Below are 18,677 nucleotides of genomic sequence, written 5' to 3' on the forward strand. Positions count from 1 at the left end.
GACAGGGCTTGGCCGCCGCGTGGTGCTCGCATACGACGCCCCTGCCCCAGCGCTGACGACTGCGAGAACACCATGGCCGAAACCACCACGCCCGGCACCGCCGTGACCTGCTCCAACCTGACCTTCCAGTGGCCCGACGGCACGACGCTCTTCGACGGGCTCTCCCTCAGCGTCGCCCGGGGCCGTACCGGGCTGGTCGGCGCCAACGGCACCGGAAAATCCACCCTGTTGCGGCTGCTCGCCGGTCAACTGCGCCCCTCCCACGGGTCGGTGACCATCGGCGGCAGCCTCGCCTATCTCCCGCAGAACATCACCCTCGACACCACGCTCCGCGTCGACCACGCCCTCGGCATCGCCGAGCGCCGCGCCGCCGTGCGGGCCATCGAGACCGGAGACGTGAGCACCGAACACTTCGAGACGGTCGGCGACGACTGGGACGTCGAGGAACGGGCCCTGGCGACGCTCGGCTCGCTCGGGCTCGGCGGCCTCGGACTGGACCGCACCGTGGGCGAGATGTCCGGCGGGGAGACCGTACTGCTGCGGCTGGCCGCGCTGCTGCTGGAGCGCCCCGATGTGCTGCTGCTCGACGAGCCGACCAACAACCTCGACCTGTTCGCGCGCCGCAGGCTCTACGAGGCCGTCGACAACTGGCGCTCCGGTGTGCTGATCGTCGTCAGCCACGACCGTGACCTGCTGGAGCGGGTGGACCGGATCGCCGAGCTGCGGTCCGGGGAGGTCGGCTGGTACGGGGGCGGCTGGTCCGCGTACCAGGAGGCCCTGGCCGTCCAGCAGGAGGCGGCCGGACGGGCGCTGCGGGCCGCCGAGGCGGACGTCCGCAGGCAGCGGCGCGAACTGGAGGAAACCCAGGTCAAGGTAGCTCGCCGGGAGCGGCACAGCAAGAAGATGGACGCCCAGCGGCGGGCCCCGCGCATCGTCGCGGGTGAACGCAAGCGCTCCGCCCAGGAGTCGGCGGCGGGCCTGCGCGGACTGCACGAGGACCGGCTGCGGGAGGCGCGCGAGCGGCGCGAGGAGGCCGCGGAGGCGGTCCGCGAGGACGCCGAGATCCGGGTGGACCTGCCCCACACCGCCGTCCCCACGGGCCGCACCGTGCTCAGCCTGAGCGCGCTGCGCCCCCGCCACGGGCGGCTGCGCGACGCCGACCTCGACGTACGCGGCCCCGAGCGCATCGCCCTCGTCGGCCGCAATGGATCCGGGAAGACGACACTCCTGCGCACCCTCGCCGGGGAGCTGGCCCCGCTGTCCGGCGAGGCCAGGGCGCTCGTACCGCTGCGCTTCCTGCCGCAGCGCCTCGACGTGCTGGACGACGCGCTGAGCGTCGCGGCGAACGTGTCCCGGATGGCGCCCGGCGTCACCGACCAGCACATCCGCTCGCAGCTCGCCCGCTTCCTGTTCAAGGGCGCGCGCGCCGAACAGCCCGCGGGCACCCTCTCCGGCGGTGAGCGCTTCCGGGCCGCCCTCGCGGCCACCATGCTCGCCGCCCCGGCCCCGCAGCTGCTGCTGCTGGACGAGCCCACCAACAACCTCGACCTGGCCAGCGTGCGCCAGCTGACCGGCGCGCTCGCCTCGTACCGGGGCGCGCTGCTGATCGCCGGTCACGACCTGCCGTTCCTCGAATCGGTCGGCGTCACCCGCTGGCTGCTGGTCGGCGAGGAGCTACGGGAGACGTCCGCTGAGGAGGTGGGCGCGCTGCTGGAGGAGGCGGAAGGCACCCCCTAGGTGCCCTCGTTGCCGCGCAGCTCCTCCACGGCGGTACGGGCGGCCGCGCCGATGACCGCGTCGGCGCGCGGGAGTCGGCTGTCGGCGCGCGCCGCCTGGGTGAACACCACGGCGGTGTACGCGCTGCCGTCGGCGAGTTCGACCACCCCGGCCTCGTGACGCATCGACCCGAACGTCCCGGTCTTCCCCGACACCGTCACATCGTCGTACGGAAAACCGGAGGCGAGCCGGTGCGTCCACGGCTGCTTGCCCATCGCGTCGCGCATGAACGCGCAGCTCTCTGCCGAGGCCGCCCGGCCGGTCCAGATGGCGCGCAGCAGCCGGGCCATGTCCGAGGGCGTGGCGGAGGCCTTGAGGAGCGGACTGTAGACGACGGGTGGGACGGTCGCGTCGTTGTCCGCGAGACGCCGCATCGCCGCGCCCAGCGACTCGGTCCCGGTCTCCGCCATCAACTGCGCGAACGTGGTGGCCACTCCGCCGTGGATCCGGGTGAACGGCAGGCCGAGGTCCCGGCACACCGCGTCGACCGCCTCGGTGCCGACCCGGCGCAGCACCGCGTCGGCGGCGGTGTTGTCGGACACGCTCATCATCAGGACGACCAGGTCGCGCAGGGAGAGGGTGATGTCGTCCCGCAGGATGGAGATGCCGGTGGGGCCGGGCATCCGGTCCGCCGGGCCGAGCGTCATGCGTTCGCGCGGGTCGAGCGTCCCGGCGTCCGCGAGGCGGCAGAAGGCGACCATCAGCGGCACCTTGTAGACGGAGCCGACCGGGACCGGCTCGTCGGGGTCGATCGTCACGCACGCCTCGGGGCGGTGCAGATCGGCCACATGGAGCCAGCCCCGGACCCCGGCGTCGGCGAACATGCCGCGGATCGCGCGCTGCGCCCGGGCCTCCCAGCCGGTGGCCCCGCTCATGGCGCCGCCTGTGCCGAGGTTTCCAGGGCCGCCGCCTGCAGCGACAGGGCCTCCACCAGCAGCCGCGCCGTCCGCTCGGTCCCCTCGCCGTCCGGCTGCCGGGCGTCCCACACCACCCGCAGCCGCAGCGGCAGCGGCGGATCGACGGCCGGGGTGCGCTCGATGCCGTAGGCGGTCAGCGTGTGGTCGGCGGTGACCAGCACCGCCTGGCCCGCCGCGACCAGGGCCAGCCCGGCGCGTTCGTCGGTGACCACGACGGTCTCCACCCGCCGTCCGCGGCTGGCCAGGGCGTCCACGAACAGGTCGTACGCCGCCGGGGCCTCCTCTCGCGGACGTACGGCCACGGGCAGCCGGGCCGCCGCCGGGTGGTCGGCGGGCGAGAGCGTCCAGGTGGGGAAGAGCACCACCCGGCCCGCCCCCAGACCGTGGAGCACCGCCGGATGCCGCACCAGCGCCACATCGAGCCGCCCCGCCGAGGTCTCGGACAGCAGCGTGGCGGTCGGCGCCGTCACCACCGTGATACGGCCGCCCTCCCCGGCCCGGCCCGGTGCGGAGGCCACGGCCGCCGCGACCCACGGCGGCACCTCGGGGGCGAGCCCCAGCCGCAGCCGTCGGCCATCGGCTCGCTCCCGGGCCCCGGCCTCCCGCAGCTCCGCCAGCGCGGCCATCGCGCGGCGCGCGTGGGGCAGCAGCAGGGCGCCCTCGTCGGTGAGGGCGACGCCCCGGGTGCGGTCGAAGAGGCGGACGCCGAGCAGCGCCTCCAGACGGCGAAGCCCCTGGGACAGCGGTGGCTGGGTGATGCCCACGCGCTGCGCGGCGGCGCCGAAGTGCTGCTCCTCCGCCAGCGCGACGAAGATTTCCAGATGTCGTTCCGTCAGCAACGAGCCCCCTGACATGCGCGGATAGCCAGATGGAATCGCACGTGGGTCGAGAGTGTATTCGACTTGGCGATGCGCCCGGGCTTCACTGACGGCGTGCGATTCCGGCACGACCCCATACCAGGAGATGAGGACCGCCTGTGCACCCCACCACCCCTGCCCCCTCCCGCCGGAAAGCGCTGGCCCTGGGCGCCGGTACGGCTCTGGCCGCCGTGGTGTCCGTACCGGGCAGCGCGTCAGCGGCCTCGTCCCGCGCGGACATCACCGCACAACTGCGGGCACTTGAGCAGGAGTACGCGGCCCGGCTGGGCGTGTTCGCGTTCGACCCGGCCAGCGGGGCGGCGGTGTCCTACCGCGCCGAGGAGCGCTTCCCGATCTGCTCCGTCTTCAAGGCGCTCGCCGCCGCCGCGGTGCTGCGCGATCTCGACCGCGACGGCGAGTTCCTCGCCCGGCGCGTCCACTACACCGAGGAGTTCGTCCGGAAGGCGGGCTACGCCCCGGTGACCGGCAAGCCGGAGAACATCGCGAACGGGCTGACCGTCGAGCAGCTGTGCGCGGCCGCCGTCAGCGAGAGCGACAACGCCGCCGGGAACCTCCTGCTCCAGGACCTGGGCGGCCCGACGGCCATCACCCGCTTCTGCCGTTCCCTCGGCGACGGGACGACCCGGCTCGACCGCTGGGAGCCGGAGCTGAACACGGCCGAGCCGTGGCGGGAGACGGACACCACCAGCCCCGGCGCCATTGGGAAGACGTTCGCACGCCTCGTCCTCGGCCGTGCGCTCGACACTGGGGACCGCGGGCGGCTGACCCGGTGGCTGGTGGCGAACACCACGAACACCGAGCGGTTCCGCAAGGGCCTGCCCGCCGACTGGATCCTGGCAGACAAGACGGGCGGCGGCACCCAGTACGGGGTGGCCAACGACGTGGGCGTGGTGTGGCCGCCGGAGCGCACCCCGCTGGTGCTGTCGGTCCTCTCGGTCAAGCACGACCCCCAGGGCCCGACGGACAACCCCCTGGTGGCGAGGGCCGCCGCCCTGGTGGCCGACGCCCTCAGCTGAGTACTACGCGGCGTCAGATCACCGGCGGGCGGCCCAGCCTGGTCATCCGCCACACCGTGCGCCACCGCATCGGCCGCCGGGTGCCGCACGGGGTGCGGACGCCCTCCAGGAAGCCGCCCGCCCAGGCCCGCAGCCCGTCGAGGGCGCGGGTGCGGGCGAGGGTGAGCAGGGTCCACGTACCGAGGTAGACGGGGACCAGCGGCAGCGGAAGGTGGCGGCGGGCCAGCCAGACGCGGTTGCGGGCGGTCATCCGGTAGTAGACCGCGTGCCGGGCGGGGGAGGTGCGGGGGTGCTGGAGCAGCAGTTCGGGGACGTACAGCACCTTCCACCCGGCGTCGAGCGCCCGCCAGGCGAGGTCGGTCTCCTCGTGGGTGAAGAAGAACTCGTCCGGCCAGCCGCCGACCTGGTCCAGCATTGGCACGGCCAGGGCGTGTCCGCCGCCGAGGAAGGTGGTCACCTCGCCGCCGCGCATCGGGTCGCCCGCCCGCAGCCGGGGGACGTGGCGGCGCTGGGTCTCGCCCAGCTCGTCGGCGATGCGGAAGCTGACGATGCCCAGCCGGGGGTCGTCCGCGTACAGGTCGCGCACGGTGCGGAAGACATCGGCGTCGACGAGCAGCCCGTCGTCGTCCAGGTCGATGACGACGTCGACGTCACCGAAGGCGCGCAGCCGCTGCCAGGCGACATTGCGGCCGCCGGAGACGCCGAGGTTCTCCTCCAGCTCGACCGCGGTCACCCCGTCCGGCATCTCGGGGAGCGGGGAGCCGTTGCCGACGACGACGACACGGGTGGGCGGTACGTCCTGTTTCGCGACCGACTCCAGCAGGGCGGCCACCTCTCTGGGCCGGTTGCCCATGGTCAGGATGGCAACGCCCAGGCGTGGTTCGGACACGGTGGTACTCCAGAGGTTGGTTACGGTGCGGTGATCGTAACCAGTCGCCGAAGCGTCCTGTCGAAACACAGCGCATGTTCATCGACATACGCAAAAGCGGTCATTCGTCGAGCGCGGAGAGAGCATTCTTGGCGGCGCTGATCGCTCCGTCCCGTACCACCTTGGACGAAGGGGCCTTGTGGCTCTCGAAGTCGCCGCCGTTGTAGGTGGCGACGATGGTCGCGTTGTCCTTGCGGACGGTGACGACCGCCTCACGCACCTGCTGGTCGTCGTCGCTGGTGAGCTTGTCGCTCACGGTCGCCTTGTCGCCGAGGCCGGACACCGGGTCGCCGGAGCCCCCGGGCGCCCGGCCGGTGACGTCGAAGCTGATGTCCAGCCAGCGGTAGTCGAAGCCCTCCAGCGCGTGCCAGGAGCAGCCGGAACGGCGGGAGAGATCGCTGCTCTTCATCGCGTCGCCGCTGGTCTTCGCGCCCGGCACCAGCTCCTTGACGGTGGCCGCCGGGAGCGCGGCGCAGGCGTCGGTCGGCGGCTTGGAGTAGCGCCCCGACGTACTCGCGCCGCCGCCGCCCCCGTCCGGTTTGATCCCGGACCCGCCCCCGTCCGGGTCGGCCCCGTCCGGGGCGCCGTCCTCGTCGGCGGCGGACGGGGTCGGGGAGGCGTCGGCCGCCTGAGGGCGCGTGTCGTCCGGGTCGCCGGGGGAGGTCATGGCCACGCCTGCGACGGCGAGGACCGCGACGGGCAGCAGCCGGGCGACCAGAGTGAGCGGGAAGGAACGCAATGCGGTCTTCTTCGATCGTGGGGCGGTCGGATCTGCGGGCGGGGCTGATCTCTTGGGGTGAATTTCCGCTCGGTCACATTATTCGATCGGGCCGGGGGTTATCTACGATCGGTGACGACCCACCGCCCGTCAGCCGCGACCGATGTACGGCATCGCCGTCGCCAGTACCGTCGCGAACTGCACATTCGCCTCCAGGGGCAGCGACGCCATATGCCGCACGGTACGTGCGACATCCGCCACGTCCATCACGGGCTCGGCCACCACTTCCCCGTTCGCCTGGAGTACACCGGCCCGCATCTGCCCGGTCATCTCCGTCTCCGCGTTGCCGATGTCGATCTGTCCACAGGCGATGGAGTACGCCCGCCCGTCCAGCGACAGCGACTTGGTCAGCCCGGTCAGCGCGTGCTTGGTCGTCGTGTACGCGACGCTGTGCGGCCGTGGGGCATGGGCGGAAATCGAGCCATTATTGATGATCCGTCCGCCCTGCGGATCCTGGTCGCGCATCAGCCGGAAGGCACCCTGCGCACACAGGAACGCGCCCGTCAGATTGGTGTCCACGACCGCCTGCCAGTCCTCGTGGCTCAGGTCCTCCACCGGCACCCCGCGCGGGCCGAAGCTGCCCGCGTTGTTGAACAGCAGATCGAGGCGGCCGAAGCGGTCCCGTACGGCCGCGAAGAGCGCGTCCACCCGCTCCGGCCTGCTCACATCCGTCGGCACGACGAGGACCGAGGGGCCCTCGCCCGCCCGGCGCGCCGTCTCCGCCAGGGTCTCCTCGCGGCGCCCCGCGAGCACCACCGACCAGCCCGCCTCGCACAGTTCGAGCGCCACCGCCCGGCCGATCCCGGAGCCCGCGCCCGTCACTACGGCGACCTTCGACACCACCGGCACACCATCGCTTGGGTTCATGGAGCCGGAGCGTACGCCACGTCACATGCCTTTTCGCGCACGGTATATGACGGCAAACGCCCTATCCGGAAACGGACCTCACCCAGCCGACATGTGTGCGTCGTGTGTAGGCAAGCGTGCGGCCTCTCCCCGACACTCCAATTCCTCTGACGCCACGAGCCAGGGGAGAGCACATGGCACACGCCGCACATCAGCAGGCGATACGAGCCGCGGCAGCACATCTGGGCCGCCGCCGCTTCCTCACCGTCACCGGAGCAGCCGCCGCGCTGGCCTTCTCCACCAACCTGCCCAGCGCCCAGGCCGCGCAGGTACGTACGGACGCGCTCACCGAAAACCCCTTCACGCTCGGCGTGGCATCCGGCGATCCACTGCCCGACGCCGTCGTGCTGTGGACCAGACTGGCGCCCCGCGCCTACGAGCCCGGCAACGGACTGCCCGAGGAGGGCGCCGTCAAGGTCGAGTGGCAGATCGCCCGCGACGAGCACTTCAGCCGGGTGGCCGCGCGCGGAACCGCCACCGCCCACGCCGAGTTCAACTACACCGTGCACGTGGACGCCAAGGGCCTCGACCCCGACCGCGTCTACTGGTACCGCTTCCGCGCGGGCAAATGGACCAGCCCCGTCGGCCGCACCCGTACCACCCCGTCGTACGGCGCCCGGGTCCGTGACATGAGCTTCGGACTGATCTCCTGCCAGGCGTACCACGACGGCTACTACACGGCCCTGGGGCACCTCGCGGCCGAGGACCTGGACGCCGTCTTCCACGTCGGCGACTACCAGTACGAGTACGCCGTCAGCGCGGTCGGCGGCGCCCGCAAGTACACCGACCGCACCCTCCCGAGCCACTACAACACCGAGACCATGACGCTCGGGGACTACCGGCTGCGCTACGCGCTCTACAAGTCCGACCCGGACCTGCAGGCCGCCCACGCCGCCTTCCCCTGGTTCGTCACCTGGGACGACCACGAGACCGAGAACAACTACGCGGACGACGTCGACGAGAACGGCAACCCGTCCGAGGAGTTCCTCATCCGCCGGGCCGCCGCCTACCGCGCGTACTGGGAGAACATGCCGCTGCGCATGCCGCAGCAGCCCGCCGGCGCCGACATGCGGCTCTACCGGCGCTTCCACTACGGCCGCCTCGCCCAGTTCGACATCCTCGACACCCGCCAGTACCGCTCCAACCAGGCGTACGGCGACGGCTGGCAGTACCCAGGACCCGAGTCCGAGGACCCGTCCCGCACCCTCACCGGCGCCGCCCAGGAGCGCTGGCTCCTCGACGGCTTCCAGCGCTCCAGCGCCACCTGGAACGTCCTCCCGCAGCAGGTCACCTTCTCGCAGCGGAAGAACACCACCGCCGACCGCTCCCAGCTCTCCATGGACTCCTGGGACGGCTACCCCGCCTCCCGGGACCGCGTCATGGCCGGTGTCGAGCAGGCGGGCATCGAGAACTTCGTCGTCCTGACCGGTGACGTCCACGTCCACTACGCCTTCGACATCAAGAAGGACTTCAACAACCCGTCGTCCCAGACCCTGGGCGTCGAGTTCGTCGGCACGTCGGTCACCAGCGGCAAGGACGGCGCCGACAAGCCCGCCAACTGGTCCACCTACATGGCCGCCAACCCGCACATGAAGTTCTACAACGGGCGCCGCGGCTATGTGACGGTCCAGCTGGACGGCGACCAGGCGCGGGCCGACTACAAGACGGTCTCCGCGGTCACGACCCCGGGCGCGCCCCTCACCACAGCGGCGTCGTTCGTCAGCGAAGCCGGAAACCCTGGCCTCCAGCAGGTCTGACCGGTGACGGCCCGCGGCGCCGCGACCCGGGCGCCGCGGGCCGAACCGATATCCGCTAGCTCTCGCCCGGGTAGCGGACGCCGGTTTGGGCTCGGGCCTTGTCCAGGGTGCGCATGACGGACAGGGTGCCCGACAGGGGGACGAGGGGGGACTCGCGTTCGCCCGCGCGCAGGCAGCGCATTACCTCGGCCGCCTCGCGCTGGTAGGCGCGCAGGCCGTCCGGGGCCGTGAACTTCTCCGGGGCGCGGTCCGGGCGGTGGAGGGTGAAGTGGTCGGGGTGGAAGAAGCCCCGGGGGAACTCGATGCGGCCCGCCGAGCCGGTCACCGCCGCCGTCATGGGGGTGTCGGCGGTGATCGAGCAGCTCAGCAGGGCCACCGCGCCGGTGTCCCAGCCGAGCAGCAGGCCCGTGTTCACGTCCACGCCCTCGGGGGACAGCTCGGCACGGGCCTGGACGGTGGCGGGTTCGCCCAGCAGGAGCTGGGCGAAGGAGACCGGGTACACGCCGAGGTCGAGCAGGGCGCCGCCGCCCTGGGCCGGGTCGCGGAGGCGGTGGGCGGGGTCGAAGGGGCCGGGGAGGCCGAAGTCCGCGTGGACCGCGCGGATCTCGCCGATCGCGCCGTCCTGGATGAGGTCGGTCATGCGCCGGATGACCGGATCGCAGTACGTCCACATCGCCTCCATCAGGAAGCGGTCGTGGGTGCGGGCGAGGCCGACCAGTTCGTCCGCCTCGCGCGTGTTGAGGGTGAACGCCTTCTCGCACAGCACCCCCCGGCCCGCCTCCAGGCACAGGCCGGCCGCGGCGCGGTGGGCCGCGTGCGGGGTAGCGACGTATATCACGTCGAGTTCGGGGTCGGCGGCCAGCTCCGCCCAGCTACCGTAGGAGCGGGGTATTCCGAATCGTTCGGCGAACCGCTTCGCCGTCTCCGGGCTGCGCGAGCCCACCGCCATGACCTGCGCGTCTGCCATGTCCAGCAGATCTGCCGTGAATGACGCGGCGATCCCGCCGGTCGCCAGGATCCCCCACCGCACGCGCTCGGTCTTCGGTCCCGACATCCCTGCCCCTCTCTACCCCTCGGCCTGATCGGTCCTGAGCACACCGATTCTGCTGAGAGCATAGAGAACGACTAAACGACTCATGGAAGGTCAGCATGCAGCAGCCCGGCCTAACGGCCGCCGCTCCCGACCGGGCCGACAGACCCGAACCCTCTTCTTCTCCCGCCTCCGCCGCCGCGCCCCAGGTCACCGCTCCACTGACCGCGCAGCGCCGCGCGAGCCTCCTCGTCACCTTCGTCCTCGGCGGGCTCACCGCTCTCCCCGCCCTCTCGATGGACATGTACCTCCCGGCCCTGCCGGCGGTCACCGACGCGCTCCACAGCTCCGCCGCCACGGCCCAGCTCACCCTGACCGCCTGCCTGATGGGCATGGCGCTCGGTCAGCTCGTCGTCGGCCCGATGAGTGACAAGTGGGGCCGCCGCCGCCCCCTCCTCATCGGCATGGTGATCTACGTCATCGCCACCGCCATCTGCGCCTTCGCCCCCTCCGCCGGGATGCTCATCGGCTTCCGGCTGCTCCAGGGGCTCGCCGGGTCGGCCGGGATCGTGATCGCCCGCGCCGTCGTCCGCGACCTGTACGACGGCATCGCGATGGCCCGCTTCTTCTCCACCCTGATGCTGATCTCCGGTGTCGCGCCCATCGCCGCCCCCGTCATCGGCGGCCAGATCCTGCGCTTCACCGACTGGCGCGGCGTCTTCCTCGTCCTCACCGTGATCGGCGCGCTGCTCACCCTCGTCGTCTGGCGCTTCCTCCACGAGACGCTGCCGCCCGAGCGCCGCCACGACGGCGGGCTCGGCGAAGCGCTCCGTACGATGCGCGGGCTGCTCGCCGACCGCGTCTTCACCGGCTACATGCTCGCGGGCAGCTTCGCCTTCGCCGCCCTCTTCGCCTATGTCTCCGGTTCGTCCTTCGTCGTCCAGGAGATCTACGGCGCCTCGCCGCAGACGTTCAGCCTGCTGTTCGGGCTCAACTCGATCGGCCTCATCGGCATGGGCCAGGTCAACGGCCGGATCCTGGTCGGCCGCGTCAGCATGGACAAGGTGCTGGCCGTGGGGCTGGCCATGATCACCGTCGCGGCGACCGCGCTGCTCGCCCTGTCCGCCGGGCTGTTCGGCGAGGTCGGTCTCGTACCGGTCGCCGCCTGCCTGTTCGTGCTGATGTCCTCGATGGGCCTGGCGATGCCCAACACCAACGCCTCGGCGCTGATGCGCACCCCGCACGCCGCCGGTTCCGCGTCCGCGCTGCTCGGCACCTCCACCTTCCTGCTCGGGGCCGTCGCCTCGCCGCTGGTGGGGATCGCGGGTGAGACCACGGCGGTGCCGATGGCCGTCGTCCAGCTGATGTGCGCGCTGGCCGCCATGGGCTGCTTCATGGGACTCTGCCGCCCGTGGCAGCGACGCACCAAGCAGAGCGTGACGGTGGCCTGAGCCTCCTCCTGCGCACCGTGGAGGCGCTCCCCGAGGGGGAGCGCCCCTGGTGCGCGGGCGCGGTGGTGACGGCCGGGACGGGCGCCGGGCCCCTGGCGGAGGGCGCCTTCGGCTGGGCCGTGCGGTACGCCGCGTACGACCGTGAGCTGCCGCGCGCGCGATGGGTCCCGGCGCGCGCCGACACCATCTTCGACCTCGCCTCGCTGACCAAGCTGTTCACCGCGATCGTGGCGGTGGGCTCGCTGGAGCGCGGCGAGATCGCGCTGGACGCCCCGGTCGCCTCGTACGCCCCCGAATGCACCGCCGCCGCCGAGCACGGCATCACGGTGCGGCAGCTGCTCACCCACCGCTCGGGGCTGGTCCCGGAGTTGCCGCTCTACGAGTGCGATGGGGACGAGGCGCGGTGGGCGCGGCTGTACGCCGAGCCGCCGCGCACCCCGCCCGGGGCCGCCCGCCGCTACTCCGACCTCAACCTGCTGCTGCTCCAGCGCGTCCTGGAGCGGGTGACCGGCCGCGCGCTGGACGGCCTCGTCCACGACCGGATCACCGGCCCCCTGGACATGGCGTCCACCCGCTTCCGCCCGCCCCGCGCCTGGCTGCCGCGCATCGCCGCGACCGAGGACCAGCGGCGCCCCTGGGGCAAGCTCGACCGGGGCATGCTGCGGGGCGTGGTGCACGACGAGAACGCGTACGCGCTCGGCGGCGTCGCGGGCCACGCCGGGCTCTTCTCGACCGTGGCCGATCTGTCCGTGCTGTGCCGTGCGCTGCTGGCGGGCGGCGGGCCGGTGCTCTCGCCCGCGTCTGTGGACCTGATGCTGACCGCGCCTGGGCTGGGCTTCGAGGTCGATCAGCCGTGGTTCATGGGCGAGTTGGCGGGCGGCGGCGCGGCCGGGCACACCGGGTTCACGGGCACCAGCCTGGTGCTGGACCGGTCCCGGGACTGCTATCTGATCCTGCTCGCCAATACGGTCCACCCGCGCCGCCGCCCCGGCGACAGCGCGCCCCGCGCGGCGGCCGCCACCGCCTTGGCCCGCGCCCTCTAGATCACTGCTCGTCGAGCGGCGGCGGCCAGGAGTCGCCCCACGTGGTGTCGCGGGCGGCGCGGTAGAGGGGGCCGTGGCGCTTGGTGACGGTGCGGCGGGTCAGGCCCTCGTCGGGGGTGCACAGATCCAGCAGCACCTGGCCCTTGCGGGTCTGGGGGTGGCGGGTGACGCGTGACGTCCCGTCCGCCGCCTCGGCGGGGAAGCGGGCCGCCGCGACGTACGCGAACTTCTCGTCCTCGTGCCCCAGCGAGCCCCCCTTCACCTGGCGGTGCAGCGACGAACGGCTCACCCGGGCCGCGAAGTGGCACCAGTCGGCGCCCGGTTCGATGGGGCAGGTGTCGCTGTGCGGGCACGGGGCGAGGATCCGGAAGCCCGCCGATACGAGCTGGTCGCGGGCCTCGCGGATGCGCAGATAGCCGTCGGGGGTGCCGGGTTCGACGAGCACCACGGCCTGGGCCGTCCGCGCCGCCTCGCCGACGACCGCGCGGCGGTCGGGGGCGGTGAGTTCGCCCAGCACGTACGAGACGGTGACCAGGTCCGTCGCGTCGGGGAGGGCGAGGTCGGAGGTGAGGGCGCGGCGCTGCCAGTGGGCCTCGCGCAGCGGGGCGGCGGGGGACTGCCCGGCCAGCTCGCGGCCGAGGGCGAGGGCGGGCTCGGCCCAGTCCAGGACGGTGGTGCTGTGGCCCCCGTCCGGCCACGCGGCGGCCACGGCCCAGCTCGCCGCGCCCGTACCGCCGCCGATGTCGAGGTGCGAGGCGGGCGCCCAGGCCGGGGCGCGCTCGCGCAGCGCGTCGAGGGCGGCGCGCACGGCCTCGAACGTCGCGGGCATCCGGTACGCGGCGTACGCGGCGACATCGGAGCGGTCCCGCAGCACGGGCGCGTCGGTCGGGGTGCGGCCCCGGTAGTTGGCGATCAGCCGGTCGACCGCCTGGGCCGCCTGGCGCGGCGGCAGTCCGTCGAGCAGCCCGGCGAGCGCGGCGCGCAGCGTCTCGGCGGTGGGGGCGGCGTGCGCGGTGCGCGGCGTCTCGGCGGTGGGGGCGGCATGCGGGGCGTGCATTCCGTGAATTCTACGGGGTGATGCCCCCGCCCCCGAGCGCCCGGCTCCCGCGACGGCGGGGACTTCGAGTGCGTGGCCGCCCCGGCGGACGGCGGGCAGCTCCGGTGTGTGGGTGCGCCGGTCCGGCGTGCGGCGGGCGCCACCGGTGCGCGAGTGGTCGCGCCTGACGGGCGGTGGGCTGCTCCGGCCTCGGGTGCCCCGATCTGACCGGCTGGGGGCGTCTTCTGCACGCGGGTGCCCCCGCCTGGCGAGCGGCGGGTGCCACTGGCGCGGGGTTGCGCCCGTCCGACCGGCGGTGGGTGCCCCGGTCTGACCGGCGACGGGCGTCTCCGGCGCGTGGTGCGCCGGTCTGGTGGACGGTGGGCGCGGCGCGGGTGGTCGCGTCTGACGGGCGGTGGGCAGCTCCGGCCTCGGGCACCCCGATCTGACCTGGCTGGGTGCCTTCTGCACGCGGGCGCCCTCGTCTGACTGGCGGTGGATGGCGCTGGCGTGTGGGTGCGCCCGTCCGACCGGCGTCGGGTGCCTCCGGCGCCCGGGTGCCCCGGTCTGGCGGGTGGCCACGTCTGACGGGCTGCGGGCTGCTCCGGTCTCGGGTGCCCCGATCTGACCGGCTGGGGGCGTCTTCTGCACGCGGGTGCCCCCGCCTGGCGGGCGGCGGGTGCCACTGGCGCGGGGTTGCGCCCGACCGACCGGCGGGGAGCCGGAGGCGCGCGTGAGGATCGGCGACCGGCGAGGGGTGGCCCCCTGAGGCGGGCCAGGGCTGTCCTCAGGGGCCGTTACATTGAGCTGCATGGCTCCCAACGCGACCCGCCGCAGTGAACGTTCGCACCGCGCGATCCTCGATGCCGCGCTCGAACTCGTCGCCGAGGTGGGCTATCCGAAGCTCACCATCGAGGCCATCGCCGCCCGCGCCGGGGTCGGCAAGCAGACGATCTACCGCTGGTGGCCGTCCAGGGCGGCCGTCCTGCTGGACGCGTTCGTCGACCTCGGCGAGCGGGCCGCGGGGGCGGCCGGGGGTGCGGTTCCCGACACCGGGGACCTGGCGGCCGACCTCAGGGGCGTGCTGCGCGCGACGGTGGACGAGCTGCTGTCGCCCACGTACGACCTGCCCTACCGGGCGCTGGCCGCCGAGGGCATCGTCAACCCGGAGATCGCCGCGGAGTTCGTGCGCCGGGTGCTGGAGCCGTCGGTCCAGCGCTACGTCGAGCGGCTGCGCGCCGCCCAGCGGGCGGGGCAGGTGGCGGCGGACCTCGATCCACGGATCGCGGTGGAGCTGGTGACCGGCCCGATCACCGCCCGCTGGCTGCTGCGGACGCTGCCGCTCACCCATGCGTACGCGGATGCCGTGGTCGGCATGGCCTTGCGCGGCCTCAGCCCGCGCTGAGCCGCCCCCGCATCGGGGTGGTGATCATCAGGCTCGGCGCGTCCGTGATGATCCCGTCGCACCCCAGCCGCACCATCCGGTCGCGCTGACCCGCGGTGTTGACGGTGTGCGCCCACACATGGGGCACGCCGGACGCGACGGCCCGCCGTATGTCCGCGTCCCGGGCCCGGTAGTCGACGTCCAGCAGGTCCACGACCCCGCGCCAGTCGCCGGGGCGGTCGTGGCGCATCTGCCGGGCGGACCGCCACAGCTGGGCCAGCAGGCCCATCCGGTGGGCCTCGCGGGCCACGTCCGGGTGGTTGGAGTTCACGTAGACCGAGCGGGTCAGGCCCCGGTCGCGGATCATGCGGGCCAGTTCGGGCAGTCCGGCCGGGTCCTTCGTCTCGACCATCAGGGTCGTACGTCCCCCGAGCCGGTCCAGCGCCTCGGTCACGGTCGGCGGCCGCTCGGGCTTCCAGGCGCCGCGCAGGGCGGGGGCGGGGCGGAGGCGTACGGTGCGCCACTGGGTGGCGGTGAGGGCGTTCACGGGCCCGGCCTGGGACGTCGTACGGTCCAGCGTCGCATCGTGCATCACGACGAGCGTGCCGTCGCGCAGGGTGCGGATGTCGAAGTCGACGACCTGGGCGTCCTTGCGGGTCAGGGCGGTGGTCAGCCCGGCCATGCTGTTCTCGGGCACTTCGAGGGCGCCGCCGCGATGGGCCGTGTAGATGATCTGCGGGGGGCTCGTGCCGAGGCCCGTGTCGAGGGCTCGTTCCGGCGGGCGGGCGGCCGGGGAGACGGTCGGGCGGGCGGTGGGGGTCGCCAGGAGGGCCGCTGGTATGGAGAGGGTGAGGACCGCCACACCGGTCAGAAAATACCTGGTGATCATATAGGGAACGCTAGGGGTGCTCGTTCTGTTATGTCCTGATATCGGCACCCGGACGTGGGTCCCGGCGTCACCCCGGATGCGGACACCGGCCACCTCGGGCGCAGGATGGTGGCAGCATTGATCGGGTACCGGCGGTACCGCCGGTCGCGGCGGTGAAGCGAGGCGATAGATGGAACGCAAGAGCAGGTTCACCCAGTGGCTGCGCCGGTCGAGAAGCGCGACGGGCGGGGATAGCGGCTCGGGTGCGGTCGCCGCGAGTGCCCGCGAGGACCTGCTCATGGCCGCGGCCGCCGCCGGATTCCCGCTCGCGCCCGCCGCGTACCCCTCCGGCTACGGCTGTTCCTGCGACCGCATCGGCTGTCCGACCCCCGCCCGCCACCCCGTCTCCTTCGCCTGGTCGACACAGGCGTCGACCGACCCGGACAAGGTCGCCCACTGGCTGCGCGCCGACCCGCAGGCCAACTTCATCACCGCCACCGGTCATGTCCACGATGTGCTCGACGTACCGGTCGACGCGGGGCGGCAGGCCCTGGAGCGGCTGGGCGCCTCGGAGGTGGAGGTCGGGCCGGTCGCGACGAGCGGTGGGGATGTGCGGCAGGGGCGGATGCTCTTCTTCACGGCGACGCGGGGGACGCCGGAGGACGAGGACGAGTGGTGGCCGTGTGAGCTGGACTGCCATCCCGAGACGATGGATGAGCATCCGGGGCTGCGGTGGCATTGCCGGGGGAGTTATGTGCTGGTGCCTCCGGCTCGGCTGCCGGGGGATGGGCGGGTGGCGTGGCTCCTCGGGCCGGAGCGGGCGTTGCCGGATCCGTTGACGTTGCTGGAGGCGTTGACGGATGCGTGCGCGCGTTTCGTTGCCGAGGACGACGACGAGCATGCGTCTGCTGCTTGGCCGATAGGGCGGTAGGCGCCGGTTGCGCCTGGGGTTTCGTTGCCGGGTGCGGGCCGGTGGGTGGGTTGTGCCCACCCGTTCCTCCCCCAGCTACCGCTGGGAGGTGCCCCCGGCGGAACGATTGCCCACAACGGTTATTCGCCCTTGGCGGCTGTTACGCCTTCCAGGCGGTTCAGGAAGACCACCTTGGGGTCGGCCGCGTCCTTCGCGGGGACGCGGACGGCCGACTCGGCCACCCGGGTCAGCGTCACCGCCCGCTTCGCCTCGCCCGTCATCAGCGCCTTGACCTGCGGATCCGGGTTGGGTCGGAAGCCCTTCGCCATGGTCTGCTTCTGCCGGTGGTGCGAGGCGAAGAAGACGACCGCGCCGCCGTCCTCCGTCCGCAGGCCCACGGGGGCCTCGGGGCCGCCCCCGGGCGCCGGGGTGTCGATGTACTGCGTCCAGAACTTCGGCGTCTTCTTGAACTTGCTCCGCGACTCCCGCAGCCCCGACGTCGCCTGCCCGTCCGCGAACGTGCCGCCCTCGCCCGTCATCAGGTAGTTGACGTACGTGCCGCTCAGCTTGTCCGGCCGGACGGCGAGCCGGGGCGCCGCGCCCGTGGCCTTGACCGGCTTGGCCCAGCCGTCCTTGTCGGTCGCGAACTCCGGAACCTCGTCCTGGCTGAGGATCGACAGATACGCGGCCTTCCACGGCTTGTCGATGCCGTCCCGGATGAAGACCACCAGCCACCGGTTGCCGTCCCGGTTGCTGTCGGTGTCCGCCACGAAGAACTTCGGCCACCCGATCTGCCGGGGGATGTGGAAGCTCGCGTCGGACAGCTTCAGCGCCGGGTAGTTCGGGTTGCCCTGCGGGGAGTTGGCGTGCTGGGCCTTGAGGTCGGCCGTGCTGATCGCCTCCAGCGGGCCGGTCTCCACCTGGCTCACCACCGACGGGTCCAGCTCCTGGTACGCCTTGTTGTACGTGGCGGTGAAGTCGCGGAGCGCCTCGGCGGCCTCAGCCTTGTCCACGGACGGGATGTTCTCCCGTTCGCCGTGCACCGTCATGCAACCTGTCAGTGTCATCCCCAGCGCCAGCACCGCCGCTGCGGTCGGTAGGGCGGACGGCCGGCGGGATGACCTGCGTGTCATGGGGCTGCGGCTCCTTCGGGGCTGCGTCGGACGGCGCCACCCTACCCGGGGCGAAGAAGAAGGTCAGCGTGGGGACCAGATACAGCAGCCACACTGTGACCTGGAGCCAGGTGGGGTCCGGCTGGAAGTTGAAAACGCCCTTGAGCAGGGTGCCGTACCAGGTGTCCGGCGCGATGGTGGCGCTGATGTCGAACGCCTGGGAGTGGAGACCCGGAAGCCAGTTCGCCTCCTGGAGGTCGTGGAAGCCGTACGCGAGCACGCCCGCCGCCACCACGACCAGCATGCCACCCGTCCAGGTGAAGAACTTCGCCAGGTTGATCCGTACCGCGCCACGGTAGAACAGCCAGCCCAGCACCACGGCGGTCAGCAGCCCCAGGGCCACCCCGATCAGCGGGTCCGCCGAGCCGTCGTTGCTCGCCCGCACCGCGGCCCACACGAACAGCGCGGTCTCCAGGCCCTCCCGGCCCACCGCCAGGAACGCCGTGGCCACCAGCGCGCCGGTGCCCATGGCGAGCGCCGCGTCCAGCCGCCCGTGCAGCTCGTGCTTCAGCTGGCGGGCGGTGCGCCGCATCCAGAACACCATCCAGGTCACCAGGCCGACCGCGACGATCGACAGCGAGCCGCCCAGCGCCTCCTGCGCCTCGAACGTCAGCTCCTGCGAGCCGAACTCCAGGGCCGCGCCGAACGACAGGGCCAGCACCACCGCCGCCCCGATGCCCAGCCACACCGGGCGCAGCGCGTCCCGGCGGTCCGTCTTGACCAGATAGGCGACCAGGATGCACACGATCAGGCTGGCTTCGAGCCCTTCGCGCAGCCCGATCAGGTAGTTGCCGAACACGGAGTCCGCCTCGCTCTCATTCGATCGT

Annotated in this window: 17 protein-coding genes; 7 read left to right on the plus strand and 10 right to left on the minus strand. The window is 72.8% G+C overall.

The genetic code is table 11. The features are described 5' to 3' along the window. The first annotated feature begins 72 nt into the window (after positions 1 to 72). On the plus strand, positions 73 to 1,737 hold the full coding sequence (locus tag ACWC5C_RS00965; protein WP_450872476.1) for an ABC-F family ATP-binding cassette domain-containing protein: 1,665 nt from the start codon (positions 73 to 75) through the stop codon (positions 1,735 to 1,737). Here ACWC5C_RS00965 and ACWC5C_RS00970 read toward each other — a convergent pair. Next, complete coding sequence (locus ACWC5C_RS00970) at positions 1,734 to 2,651, minus strand: serine hydrolase (RefSeq protein ID WP_450872477.1); 918 nt, start codon at positions 2,649 to 2,651, stop codon at positions 1,734 to 1,736. The two genes, ACWC5C_RS00965 and ACWC5C_RS00970, sit on opposite strands and share 4 nt — an antisense overlap. Continuing rightward, positions 2,648 to 3,532, minus strand: a complete 885-nt coding sequence (locus tag ACWC5C_RS00975) for a LysR family transcriptional regulator (RefSeq protein ID WP_450872478.1) — start codon at positions 3,530 to 3,532, stop codon at positions 2,648 to 2,650. The genes ACWC5C_RS00970 and ACWC5C_RS00975 overlap by 4 nt, the downstream gene beginning before the upstream one ends. Before the next feature lie 137 nt (positions 3,533 to 3,669). On the opposite strand from ACWC5C_RS00975, the gene bla reads away from it, so the two are divergent. Further along, positions 3,670 to 4,587, plus strand: coding sequence for a class A beta-lactamase (bla, locus tag ACWC5C_RS00980; RefSeq protein ID WP_450872479.1), 918 nt, complete (start codon positions 3,670 to 3,672; stop codon positions 4,585 to 4,587). A gap of 13 nt (positions 4,588 to 4,600) precedes the next feature. On the opposite strand, the gene ACWC5C_RS00985 is transcribed toward bla, so the two are convergent. From ACWC5C_RS00985 to ACWC5C_RS00995, 3 genes are all read right to left on the minus strand, one after another. Further along, positions 4,601 to 5,476 (minus strand): glycosyltransferase family 2 protein, encoded by an 876-nt coding sequence (locus ACWC5C_RS00985; RefSeq protein WP_450872481.1) that lies wholly within the window; start codon positions 5,474 to 5,476, stop codon positions 4,601 to 4,603. Between the two features lie 100 nt (positions 5,477 to 5,576). Next, a complete protein-coding gene (locus ACWC5C_RS00990; RefSeq protein WP_450872482.1) occupies positions 5,577 to 6,254 on the minus strand; it encodes a hypothetical protein in 678 nt (225 codons plus the stop codon). Between the two features lie 129 nt (positions 6,255 to 6,383). Next, the gene (locus ACWC5C_RS00995; RefSeq protein WP_450872484.1) at positions 6,384 to 7,160 is read right to left on the minus strand and encodes an SDR family oxidoreductase; all 777 of its coding nucleotides are present in this window, start codon (positions 7,158 to 7,160) and stop codon (positions 6,384 to 6,386) included. A 173-nt stretch (positions 7,161 to 7,333) separates the two neighbouring features. On the opposite strand from ACWC5C_RS00995, the gene ACWC5C_RS01000 reads away from it, so the two are divergent. Continuing rightward, a complete protein-coding gene (locus ACWC5C_RS01000) occupies positions 7,334 to 8,956 on the plus strand; it encodes an alkaline phosphatase D family protein (RefSeq protein WP_450872486.1) in 1,623 nt (540 codons plus the stop codon). A 55-nt stretch (positions 8,957 to 9,011) separates the two neighbouring features. Here the strand turns inward: ACWC5C_RS01000 and ACWC5C_RS01005 are convergent, their stop codons facing one another. Further along, a complete protein-coding gene (locus ACWC5C_RS01005) occupies positions 9,012 to 10,010 on the minus strand; it encodes a Gfo/Idh/MocA family protein (protein WP_450872488.1) in 999 nt (332 codons plus the stop codon). A gap of 95 nt (positions 10,011 to 10,105) precedes the next feature. On the opposite strand from ACWC5C_RS01005, the gene ACWC5C_RS01010 reads away from it, so the two are divergent. After that, positions 10,106 to 11,437 carry a multidrug effflux MFS transporter gene (locus tag ACWC5C_RS01010; RefSeq protein WP_450872490.1) on the plus strand — a complete coding sequence of 444 codons (1,332 nt, stop codon included), beginning with the start codon at positions 10,106 to 10,108 and terminating at the stop codon, positions 11,435 to 11,437. Next, entirely contained in the window at positions 11,398 to 12,480 is a 1,083-nt protein-coding gene (locus ACWC5C_RS01015) for a serine hydrolase domain-containing protein (protein ID WP_450872492.1), read from the plus strand. Before ACWC5C_RS01010 ends, ACWC5C_RS01015 begins: the two co-directional genes overlap by 40 nt. A 1-nt stretch (position 12,481) precedes the next feature. Here ACWC5C_RS01015 and ACWC5C_RS01020 read toward each other — a convergent pair whose 3' ends face one another. After that, positions 12,482 to 13,537 carry a small ribosomal subunit Rsm22 family protein gene (locus tag ACWC5C_RS01020; RefSeq protein WP_450872494.1) on the minus strand — a complete coding sequence of 352 codons (1,056 nt, stop codon included), beginning with the start codon at positions 13,535 to 13,537 and terminating at the stop codon, positions 12,482 to 12,484. 790 nt (positions 13,538 to 14,327) lie between these two features. On the opposite strand from ACWC5C_RS01020, the gene ACWC5C_RS01025 reads away from it, so the two are divergent. Next, on the plus strand, positions 14,328 to 14,921 hold the full coding sequence (locus tag ACWC5C_RS01025) for a TetR/AcrR family transcriptional regulator (RefSeq protein ID WP_450872496.1): 594 nt from the start codon (positions 14,328 to 14,330) through the stop codon (positions 14,919 to 14,921). On the opposite strand, the gene ACWC5C_RS01030 is transcribed toward ACWC5C_RS01025, so the two are convergent. Next, positions 14,908 to 15,789, minus strand: coding sequence for a glycerophosphodiester phosphodiesterase (locus ACWC5C_RS01030; RefSeq protein ID WP_450872497.1), 882 nt, complete (start codon positions 15,787 to 15,789; stop codon positions 14,908 to 14,910). The two genes, ACWC5C_RS01025 and ACWC5C_RS01030, sit on opposite strands and share 14 nt — an antisense overlap. A gap of 169 nt (positions 15,790 to 15,958) precedes the next feature. Between ACWC5C_RS01030 and ACWC5C_RS01035 the strand changes: the two genes are divergently transcribed. Next, positions 15,959 to 16,699, plus strand: a complete 741-nt coding sequence (locus tag ACWC5C_RS01035; RefSeq protein WP_450872499.1) for a bifunctional DNA primase/polymerase — start codon at positions 15,959 to 15,961, stop codon at positions 16,697 to 16,699. 119 nt (positions 16,700 to 16,818) lie between these two features. On the opposite strand, the gene ACWC5C_RS01040 is transcribed toward ACWC5C_RS01035, so the two are convergent. Beyond that, positions 16,819 to 17,727, minus strand: a complete 909-nt coding sequence (locus ACWC5C_RS01040; protein ID WP_450872501.1) for a hypothetical protein — start codon at positions 17,725 to 17,727, stop codon at positions 16,819 to 16,821. After that, entirely contained in the window at positions 17,678 to 18,649 is a 972-nt protein-coding gene (efeU, locus tag ACWC5C_RS01045) for an iron uptake transporter permease EfeU (protein ID WP_450872503.1), read from the minus strand. The genes ACWC5C_RS01040 and efeU overlap by 50 nt, the downstream gene beginning before the upstream one ends. Positions 18,650 to 18,677: the final 28 nt, after the last annotated feature.

The sequence above is a fragment of the Streptomyces sp. NPDC001700 genome, assembly GCF_053596435.1.